At 72.9% G+C, this 20,495-nt stretch carries 15 protein-coding genes; 6 read left to right on the plus strand and 9 right to left on the minus strand.

The genetic code is table 11. The features are described 5' to 3' along the window. Nucleotides 1-3: 3 nt before the first annotated feature. From ACIBNE_RS38355 to ACIBNE_RS38370, 4 genes are all read left to right on the plus strand, one after another. The gene (locus ACIBNE_RS38355; protein ID WP_399280202.1) at nt 4-1,230 is read left to right on the plus strand and encodes a nucleotide disphospho-sugar-binding domain-containing protein; all 1,227 of its coding nucleotides are present in this window, start codon (nt 4-6) and stop codon (nt 1,228-1,230) included. A 546-nt stretch (nt 1,231-1,776) separates the two neighbouring features. Continuing rightward, a complete protein-coding gene (locus ACIBNE_RS38360; protein ID WP_399280204.1) occupies nt 1,777-2,739 on the plus strand; it encodes a hypothetical protein in 963 nt (320 codons plus the stop codon). Beyond that, entirely contained in the window at nt 2,736-4,061 is a 1,326-nt protein-coding gene (locus ACIBNE_RS38365; protein WP_399280206.1) for an FAD-dependent oxidoreductase, read from the plus strand. The genes ACIBNE_RS38360 and ACIBNE_RS38365 overlap by 4 nt, the downstream gene beginning before the upstream one ends. A 97-nt stretch (nt 4,062-4,158) precedes the next feature. Then, a complete protein-coding gene (locus tag ACIBNE_RS38370) occupies nt 4,159-4,572 on the plus strand; it encodes a nuclear transport factor 2 family protein (protein WP_399280208.1) in 414 nt (137 codons plus the stop codon). Between the two features lie 102 nt (nt 4,573-4,674). Here ACIBNE_RS38370 and ACIBNE_RS38375 read toward each other — a convergent pair whose 3' ends face one another. From ACIBNE_RS38375 to ACIBNE_RS38390, 4 genes are all read right to left on the minus strand, one after another. Continuing rightward, nucleotides 4,675-5,160 carry an RICIN domain-containing protein gene (locus ACIBNE_RS38375; RefSeq protein WP_399280210.1) on the minus strand — a complete coding sequence of 162 codons (486 nt, stop codon included), beginning with the start codon at nt 5,158-5,160 and terminating at the stop codon, nt 4,675-4,677. Between the two features lie 176 nt (nt 5,161-5,336). Next, the gene (locus ACIBNE_RS38380) at nt 5,337-7,013 is read right to left on the minus strand and encodes a M4 family metallopeptidase (RefSeq protein WP_399280212.1); all 1,677 of its coding nucleotides are present in this window, start codon (nt 7,011-7,013) and stop codon (nt 5,337-5,339) included. Nucleotides 7,014-7,281: 268 nt separating this feature from the next. Continuing rightward, nucleotides 7,282-8,502, minus strand: coding sequence for a metallophosphoesterase (locus ACIBNE_RS38385; RefSeq protein ID WP_399280214.1), 1,221 nt, complete (start codon nt 8,500-8,502; stop codon nt 7,282-7,284). A 137-nt stretch (nt 8,503-8,639) separates the two neighbouring features. Continuing rightward, entirely contained in the window at nt 8,640-9,056 is a 417-nt protein-coding gene (locus ACIBNE_RS38390; protein WP_399280215.1) for an FKBP-type peptidyl-prolyl cis-trans isomerase, read from the minus strand. Nucleotides 9,057-9,203: 147 nt separating this feature from the next. Between ACIBNE_RS38390 and ACIBNE_RS38395 the strand changes: the two genes are divergently transcribed. Then, on the plus strand, nt 9,204-9,824 hold the full coding sequence (locus ACIBNE_RS38395) for an RraA family protein (protein WP_399280320.1): 621 nt from the start codon (nt 9,204-9,206) through the stop codon (nt 9,822-9,824). A gap of 109 nt (nt 9,825-9,933) precedes the next feature. Here the strand turns inward: ACIBNE_RS38395 and ACIBNE_RS38400 are convergent, their stop codons facing one another. From ACIBNE_RS38400 to ACIBNE_RS38415, 4 genes are all read right to left on the minus strand, one after another. Then, complete coding sequence (locus ACIBNE_RS38400; protein ID WP_399280216.1) at nt 9,934-10,608, minus strand: DUF5825 family protein; 675 nt, start codon at nt 10,606-10,608, stop codon at nt 9,934-9,936. Between the two features lie 36 nt (nt 10,609-10,644). After that, the gene (locus ACIBNE_RS38405) at nt 10,645-12,615 is read right to left on the minus strand and encodes a RiPP maturation radical SAM C-methyltransferase (RefSeq protein WP_399280218.1); all 1,971 of its coding nucleotides are present in this window, start codon (nt 12,613-12,615) and stop codon (nt 10,645-10,647) included. Between the two features lie 281 nt (nt 12,616-12,896). Further along, entirely contained in the window at nt 12,897-14,675 is a 1,779-nt protein-coding gene (locus ACIBNE_RS38410) for a S9 family peptidase (protein ID WP_399280322.1), read from the minus strand. 7 nt (nt 14,676-14,682) lie between these two features. After that, nucleotides 14,683-15,954 (minus strand): MFS transporter, encoded by a 1,272-nt coding sequence (locus ACIBNE_RS38415; RefSeq protein WP_399280221.1) that lies wholly within the window; start codon nt 15,952-15,954, stop codon nt 14,683-14,685. Nucleotides 15,955-16,180: 226 nt separating this feature from the next. Between ACIBNE_RS38415 and ACIBNE_RS38420 the strand changes: the two genes are divergently transcribed. Then, the gene (locus ACIBNE_RS38420; protein ID WP_399280223.1) at nt 16,181-19,258 is read left to right on the plus strand and encodes an AfsR/SARP family transcriptional regulator; all 3,078 of its coding nucleotides are present in this window, start codon (nt 16,181-16,183) and stop codon (nt 19,256-19,258) included. Nucleotides 19,259-19,297: 39 nt separating this feature from the next. Here the strand turns inward: ACIBNE_RS38420 and ACIBNE_RS38425 are convergent, their stop codons facing one another. After that, the gene (locus ACIBNE_RS38425; RefSeq protein WP_399280225.1) at nt 19,298-20,308 is read right to left on the minus strand and encodes an ArsR/SmtB family transcription factor; all 1,011 of its coding nucleotides are present in this window, start codon (nt 20,306-20,308) and stop codon (nt 19,298-19,300) included. Between the last annotated feature and the right edge of the window lie 187 nt (nt 20,309-20,495).

The raw sequence follows: 20,495 nt of genomic DNA on the forward strand, positions 1-20,495 counted from the left end.
AGAGTGCTGTTCACACCGATGGCCTGGGCCACCCACTACTACCAAATGGTGGGCCTGGTATGGGCGTTCAGGGCGGCGGGGCACGACGTACGGGTGGCCGTGCCGCCCTCCGTCGCCGACGCGGTGACCCGCACGGGGACCGTCGCCGTGGCGGTGGGCGGCCGCTACGACGTCATGGCGGGCATCACCGACCTGGTGAGGGCGAAGCAGCGGGCGGACCGTGCGGCCGCCGAGGCCGAGCGGTCCGCCGGGTCCGGGACGGTGGAACGCCCCAACCTCCTGGAACTGAGAATGGTGCCGCACATCAAGGCGGCCGAGGACGCGGCCGACGACCTGGTCGCCTTCGCCCGCGCATGGCGGCCTGACCTGGTGATCGCCGATCCCCTGGTGTACGCCGCCCCGCTCGCGGCAGCGGTCGCGGGCGCCCCCGTCGTCCGCCACCTGTGGGGGCCCGACATGTCCAGGAACATCTTCCTGCCCGGCTCGGGGGTCGGCGAACAGGACGATCCGCGAGCCGCCTGGCCCGGCCAACTCGTTTCGCTCTACGAGAAGTTCGGGGCGGAGCCCGCCGCCGACGTCGCCGTGCGCACCGTCGACCACTGCCCCGAGAGCCTCCAGCTCCCGGGCGTGCCCAACCGGATCGCGATGCGCTACACCTCGTACAACGGATCCGCAGTGGCCCCCGCGTGGTTGTCGGAGCCGTCGGACAGCCCGAGGATCTGCGTCACCTGGGGCTCGGCCGCCACCGCCCTCCTGGGCGCCGATTCGTTCCTGGTGCCCGGGATCCTGGACGCGCTGTCCGGCCTCGACGTGGACGTCGTCGTCGCCGTCAGGCGGGCGGACCGCGAACGCATCCCCGCGGTCCCGCCGCGGACCCGGATCGTGGAGGGCCTGCCGCTGGAGCTGATCATGCCCACCTGCGACGCCGTCGTCCACCAGTCGGGCGCGGGCACCACGCTCACCGCGGCCCTGTACGGCCTGCCGCAGCTGACCCTCCCCCAGGTCGCCGACCAGCACCTGGTCAGCGAACGTCTGGAACGGGTCGGCGCGGGCATCGCCCTGCGGGCGGGGCGGACGGGCGCCGACACCATCAGGACGGAGGCGGCCAAGCTCCTCGACCGCGACGGCGGACTCCGCACGGCGGCCCTGCGCCTGCGGGAGGAGATACTGGCCCAGCCGACCCCGGCGGAGGTCGTCGGAACCCTTGAGGAACTGGTGGCGGCGCACTAGGAACCGGCGGCGCACTAGGCACCAGCGGCGCCGACCCCCTGGCCACGGGGGTCGGCTGTCGCTCACTCGCCAGTCGCCGCCGATGCGGACGGCGGCCGGTGACGCGCTCATGATGCGGCGGACCGCCTCGCACCGGATGCCGACGGCGGCCCGCGGGTCGGCGAGGATCTGGTCCCGTCGGCCTCCCCACGCCGGACTTGGCGGGGAGTTTGCGGGTGGAGCGCCGTCGCGGAGGTGGCCTCGGGGGAACGCGGGACGACGGGGGACCGGAGCGGCCGCGCGGCACTGGACGCCCCACCGGGCACAGGTGCTTCACTGAGCGGCGCCCGGCCGCGGAACGCGCTGGTGCGGCGCTTCGCGCGGCGCGGGGAGCGCTGGGCACACGATGCGCCACCCGGCCCCGCCCGCACGCCGTTCCAGCCGTCGGCGACAGGCGTGTAGACCAATGGGTGGGCAGCTGCCCGGCACGCACTGATCGTGTACGGATCCAGGGTCGCGACGCCCGGCTGCCGGGGCATCGGACCCACCAGCCCGGGAGGGTTCTGCATGGACGCCTTCGACCGGCTCCACACGCCGCCACCACCGACGAACGAGAATCCGGCGCGCGCCGAGCGCGTGGAGAGCTCGTTGGAAGCATGGGCGCACGAGATCGGCATCGCCGACTACCTCGGTGAGATCAACCTCAGCGGGTTCGGGAACATGATGTGCCTGGCCAATCCGCGCGCGGTCAGCGACACGCACCTGGCGGTGCTGGCCAAGTGCTTCGTCGCCGAGTACATCACCGACGACACCTGTGAGGACAACGCGCACGGCGTCACCCCCGCGCAGCTGTACCCGCAGCTCATGATGGGCACGTTCACCATCGAGCCGACGGTCCGGCTGGCGGAGTACGCCAAGGACTGGGACGTCCGCACCGGGGGCAGCCTGTTGTGCCGCGCGTGGCGAGGGGCGATGGCGAGCCTCCACGAGATAGCCTCCCCCACCCAGGCCGGTCGGCTCAGGCACGCCCTGGCCACGCTGTTCATCGGCTTCGGCGGCGAATCCGGCTGGCGGCTCGGCGCCCGGACGCCTCCCGCCTGGGAGTACCTGATGGAGCGTCAACTCAACTCGTTCTTCTGCTCGATGATCCTGCCCGACGTGGCCGCCGGATACGAACTCGATCCACGGCTGTACTACCTCCCCGAGGTGCAGCGGGCCCTGCGCGCCGCCGCGCTGTCCAGCAACCTCATGAACGACGTGTACTCGCTCTGGCGCGATCAGGAGCAGAAGAGCACCGCGTACAGCCTCCCCCTGATCCTCGCGGCCGAGGAGGGCATCGCGCTGGAGGTGGCGGTGGACAGGACCATCGACCTCCACAACGAGCTGATCGACTTCTTCCAGGACGAGAAGGACAGGCTCACCGCCGCGCACGGCCCGGTGCTGGGGCGGTACCTCTCCGACATCCTCAACTGGCTCGCGGTCAACCGCTACTGGCACGTCACCAGCGACCGCTACCGGAAACCGGCATGACCGGCCGCGACCGCGCCCTGGTCGTGGGAGCCGGTTACGGCGGCCTCCTGGCCGCGCAGGTCCTGGCCACGCGGTTCCGCCAGGTCGTGCTGGTCGACCGGGACGACATCACCGACTCCGACCAGCCCCGCAGGGGAGTCCCCCAGGGGCACCACCCGCACTACCTCCTCGAGCACGGCGCACACACCCTGGAGAACCTCCTGCCCGGGTTGCGGCAGGCCGTGACCGGCGACGGGGTGGCCACCCGGGACTTCGGGAGCGACGCCCGGTTCCTGTTGCCGTCGGGGTGGACTCCGCGCGTGCCCACGGGCATTCAGATCCAGTCCATGACGCGCCCCTACCTGGAACAGCAGATCCGGCGCCGCGTCCTGGACCACCCGAACCTCACGCTGCGCTGCGCCACCCCGGTGGACCGCGTCGTGGTGCGCGCCGGCCGGGTCCGCGGGGTGCGGACGGGCGACGAGGTCATCGAGGCGGATCTGGTGGTGGCCGCCACCGGCCGGGGCAACGTCGTCGGCACCTGGCTGGAGAGTGCCGGCTACGGGCCCGTGCCCGAACGTACGGTCGCGGCCGAAGTCACCTACACCACACGGACCTACCCCACCGCACCGCCCGACCTGGACGCCTGCCTGGCCGTACTTCTCTACGCACCGCTGCAACAGCGCGGCGGCGGTGTCCTCGCCGTGGAGAAGGGGCGCAGCGTCCTGGCTCTGTTCGGGTACGGCGCCCATCGGCCCCCGCTGGACGACGACGGCTTCCTGCGCTTCGCCCGGAGCCTGCCCGACCCTTGTCTGGCCGACTTCCTCGCCACCGCTCCGCCGCACGTGCACGCGCACCGGTTCATCGACCGGGGCAACCGGTGGCGCCTGGTGCACCAGGTGCGGTCCTGGCCGGACGGGCTGGCGGTGCTGGGCGACGCGCTGTGCACGTTCAACCCCATCTACGCACAGGGCCTCACCGTGGCGGCCATGGAGGCCCAGGCGCTGGGAGAGTCCCTGGACCGGCACGAGGACTGCCGCACCTTCCACAAGCGCTGCGCGCGCATCATCCGCGTCCCCTGGCTGATGTCGACCAGCTCGGACATGGCCTGGTCCCTGCCCCGGGCGCCCTGGGCGGCGCGCGCCGCGCACTGGTACAGCACCCGGCTGGTCGACCGCGTTCCCACCGACCCCGAGCTGTACCGGGTCTTCGCCGGGGTGCAGCACATGCGGCGTTCGCCCGCCGCGCTGGCCGCGCCGTCGGTGGTGGCCAAGGCGCTCCGTCCGCGCCCCGCTGCCGGGACCGTACGGCCGACACGGTCGGTCAAGACGAGCGGCTCGTGATCCCGAAGCCCGCCCGCCCGGCGACCGCCGGGGTCTGTCACCGCCTGCTGTTCGCCTTCGCGCCGCGTCGGCGGGACCCGAGAGGAGAAGGTTCACCATGACCGAGGGACACCCGGGAGCAGCGATCCTGCTCGATCAGTACCGCGCCATGGTCGCATCGGACACGGAGGGAGTCGTACGGCACTTCGCCGACGAGATCTACTACGAGGAGCCCTCGCTGGGCGTCGTCGCGCACACCCCCGACGAGGTCGCCCGGGTGTACCAGCCGTGGTTCGACTACGTCGACTTCACCTTCCCCACGCTGGACGCGTTCGGTTCGCAGCGCCGCGCCGCGCTGCGGTGGGAGATGCACGGCACCATCCGCAAGGAGATGCCCGAGGTGCTGCCGCCGGACGCCGTCGGGAAGTCCTTCACGCTCGTGGGCGTCACGGTGGCCGAGTTCGACGGCGGCCTGCGTATCGTGCGGTGCGGTTGCTACTGGGACCGGGGGTCGCTCACCCGGCAGTTCTGACCCGGTCGGCTCCCGTGCTCCCGGGGGCCTGTCCGGCCCGCGGGCAAGGCGGGCCGGACAGGCCGTTGCCGACGGGGGCACGACCCGCCGTGCCGACCCGCGTCACTGGTCCGAGAAGATCCGCCACTGCTGGTGCGTGCTGCCGCCGCCGCAGCGGAAGGTGCGGACTCCGCCGCCCGTGCTGTCGTCCAGGCACAGGCCCGTGGCCGCGTTGAGGAATTCCGTGCCGCTCTCCCAGTCCCGGGTCCTCCAGGACTGGAAGGTCGTCCCGCCGTTGCACTCGTACGCGCGCAGCTTGAAGGCGTCGCTGTCGTCCAGGCAGCGCCCCGTGGCCTCGTTCTGCAGCACCTCGCCGTGCTCGGACGGCAGCATGCGCCACTTCTGGAAGCGGAGCTGGTTGCACTCCAGCGTGCGGAGCCCGCCGCCGTGGCTGTCGTCGAGGCACCTGCCCGTTTCGATGTTCTCCAGCCAGAAGACCGGGTCCTGGACCTCGCCGTGTTCACGGGCCTGGCCCGCCGGCGCGCCGACCATCGTCAGCACTGCCAGGGCCGCCAGGCCGACGGTCGCACTGCTGCTCTTGAAACGCATGGGGATCCCTCCTACTGATCAATAGGACGGACCATTGCTAGCAAGGACTTCACGGGCGAATCGTTTCCATGGCGGGCAATTCACCTGGAGGGGGTAGCTCGTGCGGATCGTGGGCCGGGGCGGCACGGCCGCGCCGCACCGGCCCGGAGCCGGGGCGGCGCGGCGCGGTGCAGGGGTCAGGCCTTGACGTTCACCCCGGCCCAGGCGGCGTTCACGGCCTTGACCTCGGCGCTGTTCGCGCCGTAGAGGTCCGTGGCCGCCTTCAAGGTGCCCTGGCGGGCGCCGTGGTAGTCGGTGGTGGACGTGAAGTAGGTGGTCAGCGCCTTGTACCAGATCTGTACGGCCTTGTCGCGGCCGATGCCGGTGACGGTGGAGCCGTCCACGGTCGGGCTGTCGTAGTGCACGCCGTTGATGTCCTTCGCGCCGCTGCCCTCGGACAGCAGGTAGAAGAAGTGGTTGGCGACACCGGACGAGTAGTGCACGTCGAGGTCGCCGACCCCGGCGTTCCAGTAGTCGGCCGAACCGCGGCCGTCCTTGCTGGGCTTGTCCTGGTAGCGCAGCGGCTTGCCGTTGCCGAAGATGTCGATCTTCTCGCCGAGCAGGTAGTCGCCCTTGTCCTGCGGGTTGTTGGCGTTCCACTCCACCGCGGTGCCGAAGATGTCCGAGGTGGCCTCGTTCAGGCCGCCGGACTCGTCGGAGTACCGGAGGTTCGCGGTGGCGGAGGTGACGCCGTGGCTGAACTCGTGTCCGGCCACGTCGAGTTGCGTGAGCGGCTTCTTGTTGCCCGCGCCGTCGCCGTAGGTGATCGTGAACGCGCTGTCGTCCCAGAAGGCGTTGACGTACGCGTTGCCGTAGTGGACCCGGGACACCGGGGCCCTGCCGTCGTTCTTGATGCCGTTGCGGCGCAGGACGTTCTTGTAGAAGTCCCAGGTCTTGGCGGCGCCGTAGGCGGCGTCCACGGCGGCCGTCTGGTTGTCGGTGGGGCTGCCGTTGCCCCACTTGTTGTCCGCGTCGGTGAAGACGGTTCCCCTGCCGCTCGTCCTGTGCTTGAGGTCGGTGACGGTGGAACCGCCGCGCACGCCGTCGACGAGGGTGAAGCCCGACGAGGACTTGGTGGTGTCCAGGCCGACCGTGCCGCTGTACTGGCTGACGCCGGTGCCGGCGACGGCGGCCCGGGAGCCGGCTGGCGCGGCCGTCCCCGAGCCGCCCTTGGGGGCGATGCCGCCGGCTATGTCGCTGATCAGCTGGGCCTCGTGCAGCTTCTTGCCGGTGTTGGCGTCGGTGACGACGCGCAGCCGGCTCGGGGTGACGCCGTCCCGCTGGGTGCCGGTGACGACGCTCTCGTAGGCGAGGACCGGCTTGCCGTCGGCGGCCCAGACGACCTTGCGGGGGGTCGCGCCGGTGGCGGCCCCCGTGGACTTCACGGCCTTCGCGGCCTTGGCGGCCTTGACCGCGGCGGTCGCGGCGGCGGCCGGGGTCAGCTTCGGGGTGAGCGAGGCGACCTCGATGGCGGCCTCGACGGCCTTGGTGACGTCCTTGACCGTGCCGTCGGCGGCGCGGTGGACGACGAGGTCGCCGCCGAGGACGGGAAGGCCCGCATAGGTGCGCTCGTAGCGTGTGTGGACCGTGCCGTCGGCGTCCTTGATGACGTCCTTGACGACCAGCGCCTCCTCGCTGCCGAGGCCGAGCGCCTGGGCGGTGGCCGCGACGGAGGTGCCGTCGCGCTGCTCGGGAGCGGTGCCCGCGGACGCGGCGGCGGTACCCGCGGCGAGCAGGGCGCCGGTGAGGACGGCCGCGCCGGACGTGAGGGCGAGACGACGTGCTCTGCCGGCGGAGAGGGAGAACGAGGACATGGGGAATCTCCAGAGTGTCGTGGGAAGTTGGGCGGGATCGCCGCCCAGCCGTTCAAGGAGGGAAGGCCTTGATGGCCAGGGACACTCTCAGTTGGGCGCGCGCATGTCACGTACGACAAAAGGGGGTTCGGCCGCCCGTGCCGGATTTGCCGATCACCTCTTCACGGGAAGGACAAGACGCCGATACGCGCCGACACGGGTGGCACGGGATTCCGCAACGCGCCCGCAAGATGTAACGCGCGCGCAAGGAGCGCGGCGGGCGGGACCGCTACGGCGAAGGGGTCCTTCGCGGGGAGCGGAGTACGAGCAGGGTGATCTCGCTGGGGGCGAAGACGCGGAACGGCGGACCCCAGAAGCCGGTGCCCCGGCTGGTGTAGAGGAGCGTGCGGGCGCCGTGGCGGCTGAGGCCGGCGACGGCGGGCTGGTCGAGGCGGACCAAGTAGTGGAAGGGCCAGATCTGGCCGCCGTGGGTGTGGCCGGAGAGCTGGAGGTCGACGCCGCCCGCCGCCGCCCGGTCGACGAACGCGGGCTGGTGGGCCAGGAGCAGCACGGGATGGTCGGGGTCGGCGCCGCGCAGGGCCCCGGCGAGGTGGGCGCGGTGGCCGGCGAGGCCCGAGGACTCGGCGGTGACGTCGTCCACACCGGCGACCACGAGGGTGTCGCCGCCGCGTTCGAGCAGCAGGTGGCGGTTGCGCAGCGGCTCCCAGCCCAGCTCGTCCATCAGGTCGACCCAGCCCTGGGCCTCGCTGTAGTACTCGTGGTTGCCGGTGACGTAGACCCGGGCCCTGGTGGCCCGCACGGTGCCGAGCGGAGCCGCCTGGGCACGCCTGCGTTCGGCCGTGCCGTCCGCGATGTCCCCGGTGTGGCAGACCAGGTCGGCCCGCAGCGTGTTCACCGTGTCGCAGACCCGCGCCGACCAGCGGGCGCGGTCGAGCGGGCCGTAGTGGGTGTCGGTGACGAGTACGACGCGTGTGCCGTCCAACCCGGCCCCCAGACGGGGGAGGAGCACGTCGAGGCGGCGCACCCGGGGAACCCGACGGGCCTCGGCGTACCCCCAGGCGAGCAGTGCGGCGGACGTGCCGATGACCGCCCAGGTGACACCCCTGGCCCGGTCCTGGCCGTCGCCGACGCCGGTCACGGCCAAGGCGGGCCGCAACAGGGCGCCGAGCAGCACGGACCAGGTGAACAGCACCCAGACGGCGCCCAGCAGGGTGTCCCCGACGATCGCCGCCCGGTCCTGCTGCCGCCGCCCGTGGCCGCGCACCATCGCGAGCGGCATGCCGATCAGGCCGAGCGCGAACAGGGCGGTGCCGGACAGCGCGATCGGGAGCGGCCAGTGCTGGCCTGCGTGCAGCAGCAGCCAGCAGGGCACGGTCCACAGCAGGACGGGGGCGACCAGGGGGAGGAAGCGCATCAGGCGGTGCAGTCGGCCGGGCCGGGGCCCGTGCGCCGCGCCGTCGGCGGATCGGGTGTCACTGGTGCCGGTCACGCTGCCCCCTCGAACTCGGCCAGGCTGCCGTCGCGCACTGTATCCGGTGGCCCCGGAGAGGCGATGACGCGGTGTGGGGGGGGGCGTGTGCGGGGCCAGGTCGCACCGGTGGATCCGGGTGGCCGGGCCCGCCGGGGTCACCGGGCGCTGTGCCACCCCGTCGTGCTCGCGTACGAGTCCAGCAGGTCCACCACGAAGACCAGGGTCGAGCCCGCCGGGATCAGCGACGAGGGCGACTGGTCGCCGTAGCCGAGACGCGGGGGAACGACGATCTCGCGCCGACCGCCGACCCTCATGCCCCGCACCCCCCGGTCCCAGCCCTTGATGACCTTGCCGCCGCCCAGCGCGAACTTGAACGGCTCACCGCTCTCCCAGGACGAGTCGAACTCCTTCCCAGACGCGAAGGTCACCCCGACGTAGTGGACCCTGACCACCATGCCCGGCTTCACCTCGGGCCCGTCCCCGACGACCAGGTCCCGTAGGGTCAGCTCGGCGGGAGCGGCCCCTTCGGGGACACGGACCTCGGGCTTCTTCGTCTCGCTCGTCTCGCTCATCGCACCAGGCTAACGAGAGCGCCGGGCGGAGCGCCGCCGCCTCCGGCCCTGGCCTGCGCGGACGACTTGGCGTAGACCTGGGACCGGCGATTTCACGGCTCCACCGACACACCGTTCGGAGAAGGACAGACGATGACCGACATCGAGATGACCGACATCAGGGCGTTCGAGGACGTTCCCCCGACGACGCTCGCGGACCTGCTGGGCCGCGGCCAGGTGATGGACACGGGAATCCGCCCGCTGTGGGACTCGCCGCGGATCGCGGGCCCCGCGTACACGGTGAAGTGCGTGCCGGGAGACAACCTGATGCTGCACGCGGCGATCTACCGGGCGGAGCCCGGGTCGGTCGTCGTCGTCGAATCGGGCGACCTGGACCATGCGCTGGCCGGCGGCAACGTGTGCGCGGTGGCGCGGCGGAGGGGCGTCGCGGGGTTCGTGGTGGACGGCGTGATCCGCGACCTGGGCGAGGTCCGCGAGGCGGGCTTCCCGGTGTTCTCCCGCGGTGTGATCCCGATCCCCGGCACGAAGGAGAAGCTGGGCGAACTGGGTACCGCGGTACGGGTGGGCGGGGTGCTGGTCAACCCGGGCGACGTGGTGGTGGCGGACGAGGAGGGCGTGGTCGTCACGCCGGTCGCCCGCGCGGCCGAGGTGCTCGGGGCGGCGCGGGCGAAGCTCGCGAAGGAGGCCGGGGAGACGCTGGACGCCTGGGAGGAGAACCACCGGGCGCGGATCGAGAAGTCACTGACCGGGCTGGGCTTCACGGGCTGAGAGCCCGCGTCCGTTCGGACACGGGCTCCGGGGCCCCGCTGACCGGCACTCGTCAGGACGGCGCCGGTACGGGCGGGTCGGCGGGCGTACGTGCGGCCCGCCCGCGGCGCTACACCGCGAACGAGGGCCACGGCCAGCGGCGCACCCGGTACGGCAGCCACCAGGCGAGGTCGCCCGCCCGGCCGGCGAGGCTCTCGCCGACCAGGTCGTCGAGCACCTGGGACGGCACCGCGTCGGCCGGGCAGCCCGCCGACAGCTGCTCCACGGCCCGGAGGTAGGCGGGGTCGTGGAGGGTGAAGCGGAGCAGCGAGCCGTTGGTGCGCCGGTCGCGCACCTGGATGAATCCGGGACCCTTGCGGTAGACGCACTTGCAGAGGTAGAAGGTCTCCTTCCACTGTTGCCGGATGTCGTCCGAGTCCGGGGCGCCCAGGACGGCGCTCGGCGGATACAGGTGGTTGAGCGAGCGCCAGATCTCCGGGTCAGCGCCGAGCGAGATCTCCCAGTCGACCACCGTGCCCCAGCTCGTCAGCTCGGCGACGAGCAGCATGGTGGAGACGATGGAGCGGGCGCCTGTGCCGCCGGACATGTCGGCAGGCCGGTCGAGCGCGACCCGCCTGGCCCCGCTCCGGTAGAGCTCGGCCGCGAGGTCCGCCGGGCCCGGCCCCGAGCCCGTGGGATCCGCCGTGACCAGGGAGGGGGCGTCCAGCGTCGGCAGTTGCAGCACCTCCTCGTCGTGGTCGCGCCAGGTGGTCAGGGAGAACGGAGTGGTGCCGGTCGTGGGCATGAACGGTGCTCCTCGGGTCGGTTGCGGGCGTCCTGGTCAGACGGCTGTCGGTGCCGCGGTGCCGGCCCCGTCCGGGACCGCCTCGTCCGACTCGCCCGAGGGGGCCTCAGCCTCGGACGGGTCCTCCCCGTCGGACGTGCCCTTGCGCCGGGTGTCGAAGATGCGCTCGAAGCGCAGCAGCTCCTGGTTGTTGGCGAAGGGGGCGATGTGCACCCACTGCCCGTCGTCGGTGAAGACGACTCCGAGCCGCAGCCACTCCGCCAGGAGCGCGTCCACCTTGGCCTCCGTGGCGTCGCCGCCCAGCCTGCGCACCAGGCCCGGCACGGTGTGCGGCTGGTCGAGCAGCCGGAACGCGGTGACCTCGAACGGGTCGCGCAGGGTCAGCGTGGTCCAGTCGAAGTCCTTGCGACGGCTGATCAGCACGATGCGGTCGGCGAGGTCGATCATGCTGAGCCGGCACTGCACGTGCTCCTGCTGCCAGCGCTCGCCGCCGGCCTTGAGCGCGTCGCTCGTCTCCTCGTCGATGCCCTGGTGCGGCGCGGTGAACAGATAGCCGAAGTCGAGCATCTCCGACTCGGGCAGGTCGTAGTTGCGCCGGTACTGCGCATCGGGCTTGAGCGGGTGGAAGCCCAGCGCGGGGTTGTTGAAGTTGGGGCTGAACCGCTCGGTGACGATCCTGGCCACGCCCTCCATCGGTGCCAAGTGGTGCAGGGCGGGGAACTGCTCGATGATCGGCCGGTAGTCCTCGGACCGCTCGCCGGGGAAGCCGTAGAGGTAGTTCCAGGACACCGAGAGGCCGACCGTCTCGGCGTCGCGCAGCATCCGGACGTTCAGGCAGCCGGAGACGCCCTTGTCCATCAGCCTCAGGACCTGGCTGTTGAGGCTCTCGATGCCGGGCTGCACGTTGACGAGGCCCGCCTGGTAGAGGGTTTCGAGCTGCTCGCGGCGGAGGTTCGACTTGATCTCGTACTGCAACCGCATGTCGTACCCGGAATCGCGCAGCCTCGGCAGCACCGTGGACAAGTACTTCATGTCGAGGATGTTGTCGACGACGTACATGTCGAGCACCTGGTGCCGCTCGACCTGCCGCATCACCTCGGCGTAGAAGTCGTCGGGGCTCTTGCTGCGGAACTCCATGAACGAGCCGTTGAGGCCGCAGAACGTGCAGTGGTGCTTCTCGCCCCACCAGCAGCCGCGCGAGCCCTCCACGACCAGCTTCGGCTCGACCCAGTCGCGCGCCTTGGAGGCTTCGAGGCGGGCGAAGTAGCCGTCGTAGTCCGGCGAGACGATCTCGGCGGGCCGCAGCGGGCGGGTGCTCATGTCGTTGACGACGATGCCGTCGGCGCCGCGCCAGCAGAGCCCGGGTATTTTGGCGAGGACCGCCGGGTCGGGGCTCTCCTTGTCGAGTTCGCGCAGCAGCGCGGGGAAGGAGTGCTCGCCCTCGCCGCGCACCACGGAGTCGACGAAGGGGAAGTTGCGGTGCAGTGCGGTGCCCTGGGGGCCGTCGCAGTTGGCGCCGCCGAAGACGGTGTGCGTCCCGGGGGCCGCGCGCTTGATCGCGCGGGCGGTGGCCAGCGCGGCGGTGTTCTGCTGGAAGGTGGAGGTGAAACCGACCACGTCGGGTTCGAGGGCGAGGATGCGGGAGGTCAGCTCGGCGATGAACTCCGGTGCCTCCCTGTGCAGTTCGATGCTCAGTTCGCGGTCCGCGTCCTCCAGCGGGATCTCCTCGGTCATCTCGGCGACCCGCCACTCGGGGTCGTCGTAGAGCGCGGAGGAGAACACCCAGTCGCCGAGACCGCTGAAGTAGCTGTCCAGGGCGAGCAGGTTGAACTGGGCGAGGCCGAACTCGCGGCGTTCGGTGAGCCAGTCGACGTATTCGAGATTGCCGTGCACGACGGTGACCTGTGCGTCGGGAACGGCGTTCGCGGCCGTGCGGCGCAGGATGCCGGTCGCGAGGGACGGCACGTCGATGAGGGCCCAGGGCATGTTGACGATGACGATGTTCACGTGGATTCCCGGCCTTTCGCGGCGTACGGGGCGTTCGCCGTTCGGGTTCTGCGGCGGGTGGAACGGCCGGGACGGTCGACAGGTGACCGTCCCGGCGTCCACTTGGCTGTCAGGCGCTGACGATGATGACGATGATCGGCCGGTTGGCCCGAGCCTGATTCTTCAGGTCGAGCGGGTCGTTGTGGACGATGGTCTTCCGCATGCTGTTCACCCCCTTCCCCTGCTGGAGCGGTCGGCCGCCTGACCCGCTTCGCGCGCGGGTCGGCGGAGTCGGTGGACGGTCACAGGGCTTCGGCCGCCACCCGGCCGCCGAGGGCGGTGCCGAGGAAGGTCACCACCCTGATCAGGGCGGTCGCCTGCGACTGGACGGCCCGGCTGTCGTGCCCGGTGTCCAGTTCGAGCAGCTCGGGCTCGGTGCCGTGCGCGCGGAGCGCGTCCGCGTAGGCGACGATCTGCTCCGGCGGGCACTTCACGTCGTTGCCTCCGGCGACGAGCAGGACCGGTGCGCGCACGCGGGCGGCGTACGTCACGGGCGACGACTCGGCGTACCGGTCCGGCACCTGGTCGGGCGTCCCGCCGAACAGCCGGGTGTCCAGGGACCGCAGCGCCGAGGTGCCCGCGCGGAACGCGGCGGCGCTGTCGGCGACCGGGTGGACCGCCGCCCCCGCCCGCCACAGGTCGGGCTGGGTGCCGAGGGCGAGCAGGGTGAGGTAGCCGCCCCACGACCAGCCGGCCAGCCCGGTGCGTTCCGGGTCCGCGAGCCCCGCCCCCACCAGGTCGGCGCGGACCGCCGCCAGGTCGGCGACCTGCGTCAGGCCCACCCCGTCGTCGAAGGCGTTGCGCCAGGCGGGCCCGTAGCCGGTGGAGCCGCGGTAGTTGACCCGGGCGACCGCGTACCCGGCGGCGGTCAGCAGGGTGACGGTCGGGTCGTACGCGTCACGGTCCTGCTCGAAGGGGCCGCCGTGCACCAGGAAGACGGTGGGCCACGGCCGGGGCCGGTGGGCCGGGACGGAGAACAGCGTGTGGATCGGACCGCCGGGTCCGGGCGTCCACCGGTCGGTGACCTCCACCGGAGGGCCCGCCGCGACCGCCTGCTCTCCCGGCGGCATGCGCCCCGAGGACGTGCGGAGCACCGGAGGCGTCGAGGTCTCCGTCCAGATGTAGTGGAGGTCGGCGCCCTGTTCGTTGCGCACCCGGGCCTCGCCGACGACCGGCTGCATCCGTGCGTCGAGCACCGTGCCCGGCGGCGTCGCCAGCGGGATCCGCGACCGCCGCAGCAGGTCCACGGCGCTCAGCGTGGAGCGGCCGTGCCGGTCCTGGCGCACCAGGACCCGCCCGTCGGGGCACCAGCTCGCCGACACCTCGGTGTCGAACCGGCACCATCCGGCGAGGCGCATCCCGCCCACCGGCGACCAGGTGCCCAACTGGTAGCCGTCGGCCCGCTCCGCCACCAGGAGCAGCCGGGACGGCCCCGTGTCCGGGCCGAACCCCAGCGCCCACAGCGGATGCCGGGTGCCAGAGAGCGTGGCGACGGGACGGCCGGAGCGGTCGAGCACCCGTACCGCGGCCCGGTCCGTCGGCTCACCGCAGACCGCGAGCAGGCTGCCGTCGGCGGACAGGTCGACCAGCTCGCCGTGCCCCGCACCGGTCAGGAGCGTGCGCACCTGCCCCTCGGGCGACCGCAGGTGGAGCGAGAGGCCTTCCGGGCCGAGCAGGCCCACGGCTGCGGTGCCGTCGGCGGCCATGGCGAGCCCGCCGTGCGCACCGGGCGGGACCCCGGGCAGCGCGGGCGTGTCCGCGCCGCCCTCCCACGGCTGGAGCAACCACCGGCCGACGCCCGTCGGGCCGTCGTCGAACCACCAAATGGTCCGGCCGTGCGGGTCCACGTCCGCGGTGTCGGTGCCGAGCCCGGGGCGGTCGGTGACCTGCCGGGCCGTGCCCTGCGCCAGGTCCCAGGCGAACACCTCGCAGCGGTCGTCCGCCTCGCCCGCGAAGCAGCCCCGGTCCGGGGCGAGTTCGGCGATCGTGGGCAGCAGGGCAGGGGCGACGCGCAACTGCATCTCCACCTCAGTCTCCTCGGCTCGGGGCGGTCGGCGTGGGTTCGGCGGACAGTTCGGCGGCCGGTCCCGCCCGGTTCAGATGGCGGCGGCCGGTGTGGGTGTACAGAGCCAGAGCGGAGAGGCAACCGGCGAGCACCCAGCCGACCGCCGCCGGTTCGAGGAGGCCCGTCAACAGGCCCGCGGTCGCCGGCGCGGCGAGCTGCAGCGCATTGACCGCGCCGGTCATCACGGACCCGGCGCGGCCTTGGAGTTCGGGCGGAATGATCGTGACGGCCCGGGTCTGGAACAGCACGCTGAGCACCGGGCCGATGAACAGGGCCGTCCCGAACAGGGCCCCGTACGCCCACAGCGACCCCACCATGCCCAGCGGGGCGACCAGCGCCACCATCGCCCAGGAACAGACCGCGATCAGCGTGCCGGGTGACACCCGGCGCAGTATCCACGGCGTCACCAGCGCGCCGCACAGACCGCACCCGCTGGCCAGGCTCAGCATCAGGCCGATGGACGAGGCCGAGGCCCCGGCGATGCCGGCCTCGATGAGCACGAAGTAGTAGACGGCGGTGAACACCGCGTTCACCCCGGCTCCCCAGACCAGGGCGAACCGCAGGAACGGCTGGCGCCACAGGAAGCGCAGTCCCTCCACGGCCGCCTCGCGGAACGACTCGACGGGGCCGGGTGGCGAGGGCGGTGACAGCTCGGTCCTGATCGCGCGCACGCACAGGGCCGCCCCTATGTAGGACACCGCGTTGGCGGCGAACGGCACCCACCGGCCGAGCTGGTAGAGCACTCCGCCGACGAGCGGGCCGAGCAGGGCCGCACCCTGGTCCCTGGCCTGCAGTGCCGCGATGGCCCCGCTCGGATCGTCGGGCGGCAGGATCGCGCGGATCGCCCCGCGCGCGGCGGCGGCGTACGTCGTCGCCGCCGCGCTCTCCACGAGGGTCACGACGAACAGGAGGGGCAGCGTCACCGCGTCGACGACCACGGCCGCGGTGAGCGCGGCGAACGTGACGAACGAAACGGCGGCCGACACCAGCATGATCCGCCGCCGCGACCTGCGGTCGGCGACCACTCCCGCGACCGGGCCGAGCAGGGTCTCCACCGCGACCGAGACCGTACCGAGCAGACCCGCGGCCGCGGGACCCCCGCCGACCGTCAACACCAGCAGCACCAGAATGAGTTCGGCCGAGTGCGAGCCGAGCCGGTCCGTCGCGCCCGCCAGCCAGTACAGGCGGAAGTCGCGCTCCCGCATGGCTGCCGTGCCCGTTTTCGGCTTGCGCAACGGATCCCCCCGCCCTCGGCGCGGCCACCGCACACCCCGTGCGGCGACGAGCCCGGCCGGACGGCGTTCGGACCGGTGGTGACCCGGCGTACGCCTTCCGGCTCGTGCCGCGCATCACTGTGTCCGGGACGACGAGGGGAAACCTTGGAGAACCCTTGAATCGGCCGTGAGGAGCTTGTACGACGGGAGGGTGGCGTCCGCAGGCTCCGGGGGGAGAGCGGTCAGGATGACAGTGGAATTCGGGCTGCTGGGCAGCATCGAGGCGCGCATCGACGGAAGGCCCGCCAAGCTGGGCCACGCCCGGCAGAGAGGCGTCCTCGCCGCGCTCCTCGTCGACGTCAACCAACCGGTGAACATGGACCGGTTGACCGAGCGGGTGTGGGGGGAGCGGCCGCCCCGGCAGGCCCGCGCCACCCTGCACGGATACGTCTCGCGGCTCCGCCAGGCCCTGGCCTGTACCAGCGAGGCGGGCATCAGCCGCGGCAGCACCGGCTACGTCCTCACCGCGGCCGACACGGCCACCGTGGACCTGCACCTCTTCCGCGCGCTGCTCGTCCGGGCCCGCGCGGCCGAGGGCGACCTGCGCGCCGTCGCCCTGTACGAACAGGCGCTGCGGCTGTGGCGCGCGGAGGCCTTCGCCACCATCGACACCCCATGGGTCAACGCGCTGCGCGACACCCTGGGACAGGAGCGGTTCGCCGCGGAACTCGACCTGGACGAGATCAAGTTGAGGATCGGGCAGCATGCGGCGCTGTTGCCCCAGCTGGTGGCCAGGGCCACCGCCCACCCGCTGGACGAACGGCTCGCCGGGCAGGTGATGACCGCCCTGCACCGCTGCGGACGACCGGCCGACGCGCTGGACCACTACCAGCGCATGCGGCGACGGCTGCGCGGGGAGCTGGGCATCGAACCGGCTCCGGCCCTCCGCGAGATCCAGGCCGCCATCCTCCGCCAGGACGTCCCGGCCCGACACCCGGGCGCCGCGCCCCCCGTCGCGCCCTCCGTCGGACCCCTCGTCGGGCCCCAGGGCGGACCCCGGGGCGGCGCCCCCTCCACGGGGCCCCGGAGCGGCGTCGCCTCTGCCGGGCCTCCGGCCGCCGTAACCCCTGACGGGCGCTCGGGTGCCGCGGCCCCCGCCGGCCCCCTGGACGCCGTACCCCCCGCCGGGCCCCTGGACGCCGTACCCCCCGCCGGGCTCCCGGGCGCCGTGAGACCGCACACGCCGCCCGCCCAACTTCCGCTCTCCGTTGCGGCGTTCACCGGACGCGACACCGAGATCGCCCGCCTCGACCGGCTGCTGAGCGGGGGCAGCCGGGTCCCGGCCCCGACCTCGGTGGTCATCTCGGCGGTGGAAGGAACCGCCGGAGTCGGCAAGACCGCGCTCGCCGTCCACTGGGCCCACCGGGTCCGCGGCGCCTTCCCCGACGGGCAGCTCTACGTCAACCTGCGCGGCTTCGACCCGGAGGCAGCGGCGGTCAGCCCGGAGGAGGCCGTACGCGGGTTCGTCAGCGCACTCGGGGTGCCGCCGGGCCACGTACCGGCCGGACTCGAAGCGCAGACCGGACTCTTCCGCAGCCTGATGGCGGGCCGCCGCGTCCTGATCCTCCTCGACAACGCCCGCGACGCCGACCAGGTGCGCCCCCTGCTGCCCGGCGCCCCCGGCTGCCTCACCCTCGTCACCAGCCGCAACAGGCTCACCAGCCTCGCCGTGGCCGAGGGCGCCCAGCTCCTCGCCGTCGACCTGCTCACCCCCGGCCAGGCCAGGGACCTGCTCACCAGCCGCCTCGGCGCCCGCCGGGTCGCGGCCGAACCCGCCGCGGTGGAGGAGATCGTCGCCCGGTGCGCGGGCCTGCCGCTGGCCCTCGCGGTGGTGGCCGCCCGCGCCGCCGCCCAGCCCAGTTTCCCGCTCGCCCTGCTCGCCGAGGAACTGCGCAGGGACGGCAGCCGCCTCGACGCCCTGGACGGCGGCGACCCCGCCTCACAGGTGCGCGCGGTGTTCTCCTGGTCGTACCGCACGCTCAGCCCCGATGCCGCCCGGATGTTCCGCCTGCTCGGCCTGCACCCCGGACCCGACGTGGCCGCGCCCGCCGCGGCGGCCGTCGCCCACGTCACGGAGCCGCACGCCCGCACCCTGCTCGCCGAGCTGACCCGGGCCCACCTGCTCACCGAACACGTCCCCGGCAGGTACGCCTTCCACGACCTGCTGCGCGCCTACGCCGTCGAACTGGCCCGCGCCCGCGACCGTGACCGGCGCGAGGCCACCCACCGGATGCTCGACCACTACCTGCACACCGCCCGCACCGCCGACGCCCTGCTCACGCCACAGCCCCATCCGATCGCGCTGCCGCCCGCCCGGCCGGGCGCCGCACCCCAGGAACACGCCGACCACCAGGAGTCCCTCGCCTGGTTCACCGCCGAACACCGGGTGCTGGTCGCCGCCGTGAAGCAGGCGCGCGGCGCCGGGTTCGGGCCGCACGCCTGGCGGCTCGCCTCGACGCTCACCACGTTCCTGGACCGGCAGGGAGGCTGGCAGACGCTCGCCGCCGTCCAGACCGCCGCCCTCGAAGCGGCCAGGGGCCAGGGCGACGAGGCGGGACAGGCCGACGCCCACCGCGGCCTCGGCCTCGCCCACGACCGCCTGGACCGTCCCGACGAGGCCCGCGCCCACTACCTGCTCGCCCTGGACCTGTTCAGCGGGCTCGGCAACCGCACCGGACAGGCCCGCACCCACCAGCACATGGCCCGGATGTCCGAGTCCCAGGGCCTCCGCCGGCAGGCCCTGGAACACGCCCACCACAGCCTGGAGCACTACCGGGCCGTCGGCGACCCGGCCGGACAGTCCGCCGCCCTCAACCACATCGGCTGGATACTCGCCCAGTTCGGCGCCCACCAACAGGCGCTGGACCACTGCCGCCGCGCCCTCGCCCTGGCCCAGCGGGTCGGCGACCTCAACGGACAGGCCCACATCTGGGACAGCCTCGGCTACATCCGCCGCAAGCTCGGCCAGTACGACCAGGCGGTCGGCCACTACCGGCAGGCCCTCACCCTGTTCCACCAGACCGGCGACCGCCACAGCGAGGCCTCCGGACTGGCCTGCCTCGGCGAGACCCACCGCGCCACCACCCACGCCGACGCCGCCCACGAGGCGTGGACGCGGGCCCTGGAGATCACCCGTGAACTGGGCCTGCCCGACGCCGATCCGCTGCGCACCCGCATCCTGCACCTCCTGGGCCGACCGGGCGGTCCTGATCAGGGGCGGCCGCTGTTCAGCCCGCACAACTCCCAAGTCCCGTCGCCGAAGTAGGGAGGGAGAAGGGGCCGGGGCACGCGTGGAAGCGCGTCCTCAGGGGGACTTGACGGAGTTCAGCAGGGCCTGACCGGCCGGACTGAGCGAGTGGAGCGCCTGTTTGCCCGCCCGGGTGAGGGAGGTGAGACCCGCGTTGCGCAGAACGGTGGTGTGCTCGCTGGCGCTCGCCGGGGAGACGCGTGCGCGGGCCGCGATGTGGGTGGTGGAGCACCCGGGGTGGTCGGCTATCACGTACAGCACCGTGGCGCGGGTGCGCCCGAGCAGGGCCCGCAGGGCCGCGGGCGCGCCGGTCAGGGCGTCGGCGGTGAAGGCGGCGGGGGCGTGGGTCGCGTCGGTGCTGTCGCGGACGGGGAAGGTGATCCAGGGGCGGCCGTCCTCGGGGTGGTCGAAGGCGGGGTAGTGGGCGCCGAACACCGAGGGGACGAGGAGGAGCCCGCGGCCCTCCAGGTGCAGGTCGTGGTCGATGCCGGAGGCGGTGGTGACGTGCAGGACGGGCGGCCGCCAGGTGATGCAACGGGGGTTGACGTCCTGGAGGAGGCGGCCGACGCCGTGCTCGGCCAGTCGCTTGAGCCGCCAGGTCCGGTCGGCGGCGGCCAGTTGCTCGATCCGGGGCCAGTAGGGGGCGACGAAGTGCTCGTGCGCGTATTCCACGGCGTCGGCGACGTGGCGGATCAGCGAGGGGTCCTGACGCAGCGCGCGCGCCGACTTCGGGACGCTCCTCTGCGCGCCCGCCCACTGGTCGAGGTCCCGGGTCACCTGGTGCTCCGGGGTCGAACGCAACCGCTCCACGAGGTCGTGGGGGACTCCCGGGCCGCTCAGGTCCAGGAACGCCGCGCTGGCTCCGAGCGCGGGGACGAGGCAGAACAGCGGTTCAAGAAGCGGGTGCAGGTGCGTGGCGGCGCGCCTGCGCCAGGCGTCGAACCGTACGGGGTGACTGCGTTCCTGCAACAACCGGATGCCGATCTCAAGTTCCAGGAGAGGACGCGCGCCTGAGGCCAGACAGGTGCGGGCGAGGTCCTCGGCGGTGAAGTGGATTCGCAAGGTCACCCGCGTCAGTCTCGCGTCGGCCCTCGTTTCGGACGAGCCCGAAACGAGTCGAGTTCGACGGAGTGCGGGCCGACTCTGATGGGGCAGCCCGGCCCTCCGGAGCGTCGCGGGGGAGCGAACACCGACCGCAGGAGCCGCGATCACCGTGGCCACGACCCGCGGTCGGCCTCTCCGGAGGGCCGGGCGG

The sequence above is a fragment of the Streptomyces sp. NPDC050504 genome (genome assembly GCF_044458065.1).
GTDB lineage: Bacteria > Actinomycetota > Actinomycetes > Streptomycetales > Streptomycetaceae > Streptomyces.

Bases quoted from the DNA above. Each gene is read 5' to 3' on its own strand.
- ACIBNE_RS38400 (WP_399280216.1), bottom strand. From the start codon at position 10,608: ATGCCCACGACCGGCACCACTCCGTTCTCCCTGACCACCTGGCGCGAC.
- ACIBNE_RS38420 (WP_399280223.1), top strand. From the start codon at position 16,181: ATGACAGTGGAATTCGGGCTGCTGGGCAGCATCGAGGCGCGCATCGAC.
- ACIBNE_RS38375 (WP_399280210.1), bottom strand. From the start codon at position 5,160: ATGCGTTTCAAGAGCAGCAGTGCGACCGTCGGCCTGGCGGCCCTGGCA.
- ACIBNE_RS38360 (WP_399280204.1), top strand. From the start codon at position 1,777: ATGGACGCCTTCGACCGGCTCCACACGCCGCCACCACCGACGAACGAG.
- ACIBNE_RS38380 (WP_399280212.1), bottom strand. From the start codon at position 7,013: ATGTCCTCGTTCTCCCTCTCCGCCGGCAGAGCACGTCGTCTCGCCCTC.
- ACIBNE_RS38390 (WP_399280215.1), bottom strand. From the start codon at position 9,056: ATGAGCGAGACGAGCGAGACGAAGAAGCCCGAGGTCCGTGTCCCCGAA.
- ACIBNE_RS38395 (WP_399280320.1), top strand. From the start codon at position 9,204: ATGACCGACATCAGGGCGTTCGAGGACGTTCCCCCGACGACGCTCGCG.
- ACIBNE_RS38365 (WP_399280206.1), top strand. From the start codon at position 2,736: ATGACCGGCCGCGACCGCGCCCTGGTCGTGGGAGCCGGTTACGGCGGC.
- ACIBNE_RS38410 (WP_399280322.1), bottom strand. From the start codon at position 14,675: ATGCAGTTGCGCGTCGCCCCTGCCCTGCTGCCCACGATCGCCGAACTC.
- ACIBNE_RS38370 (WP_399280208.1), top strand. From the start codon at position 4,159: ATGACCGAGGGACACCCGGGAGCAGCGATCCTGCTCGATCAGTACCGC.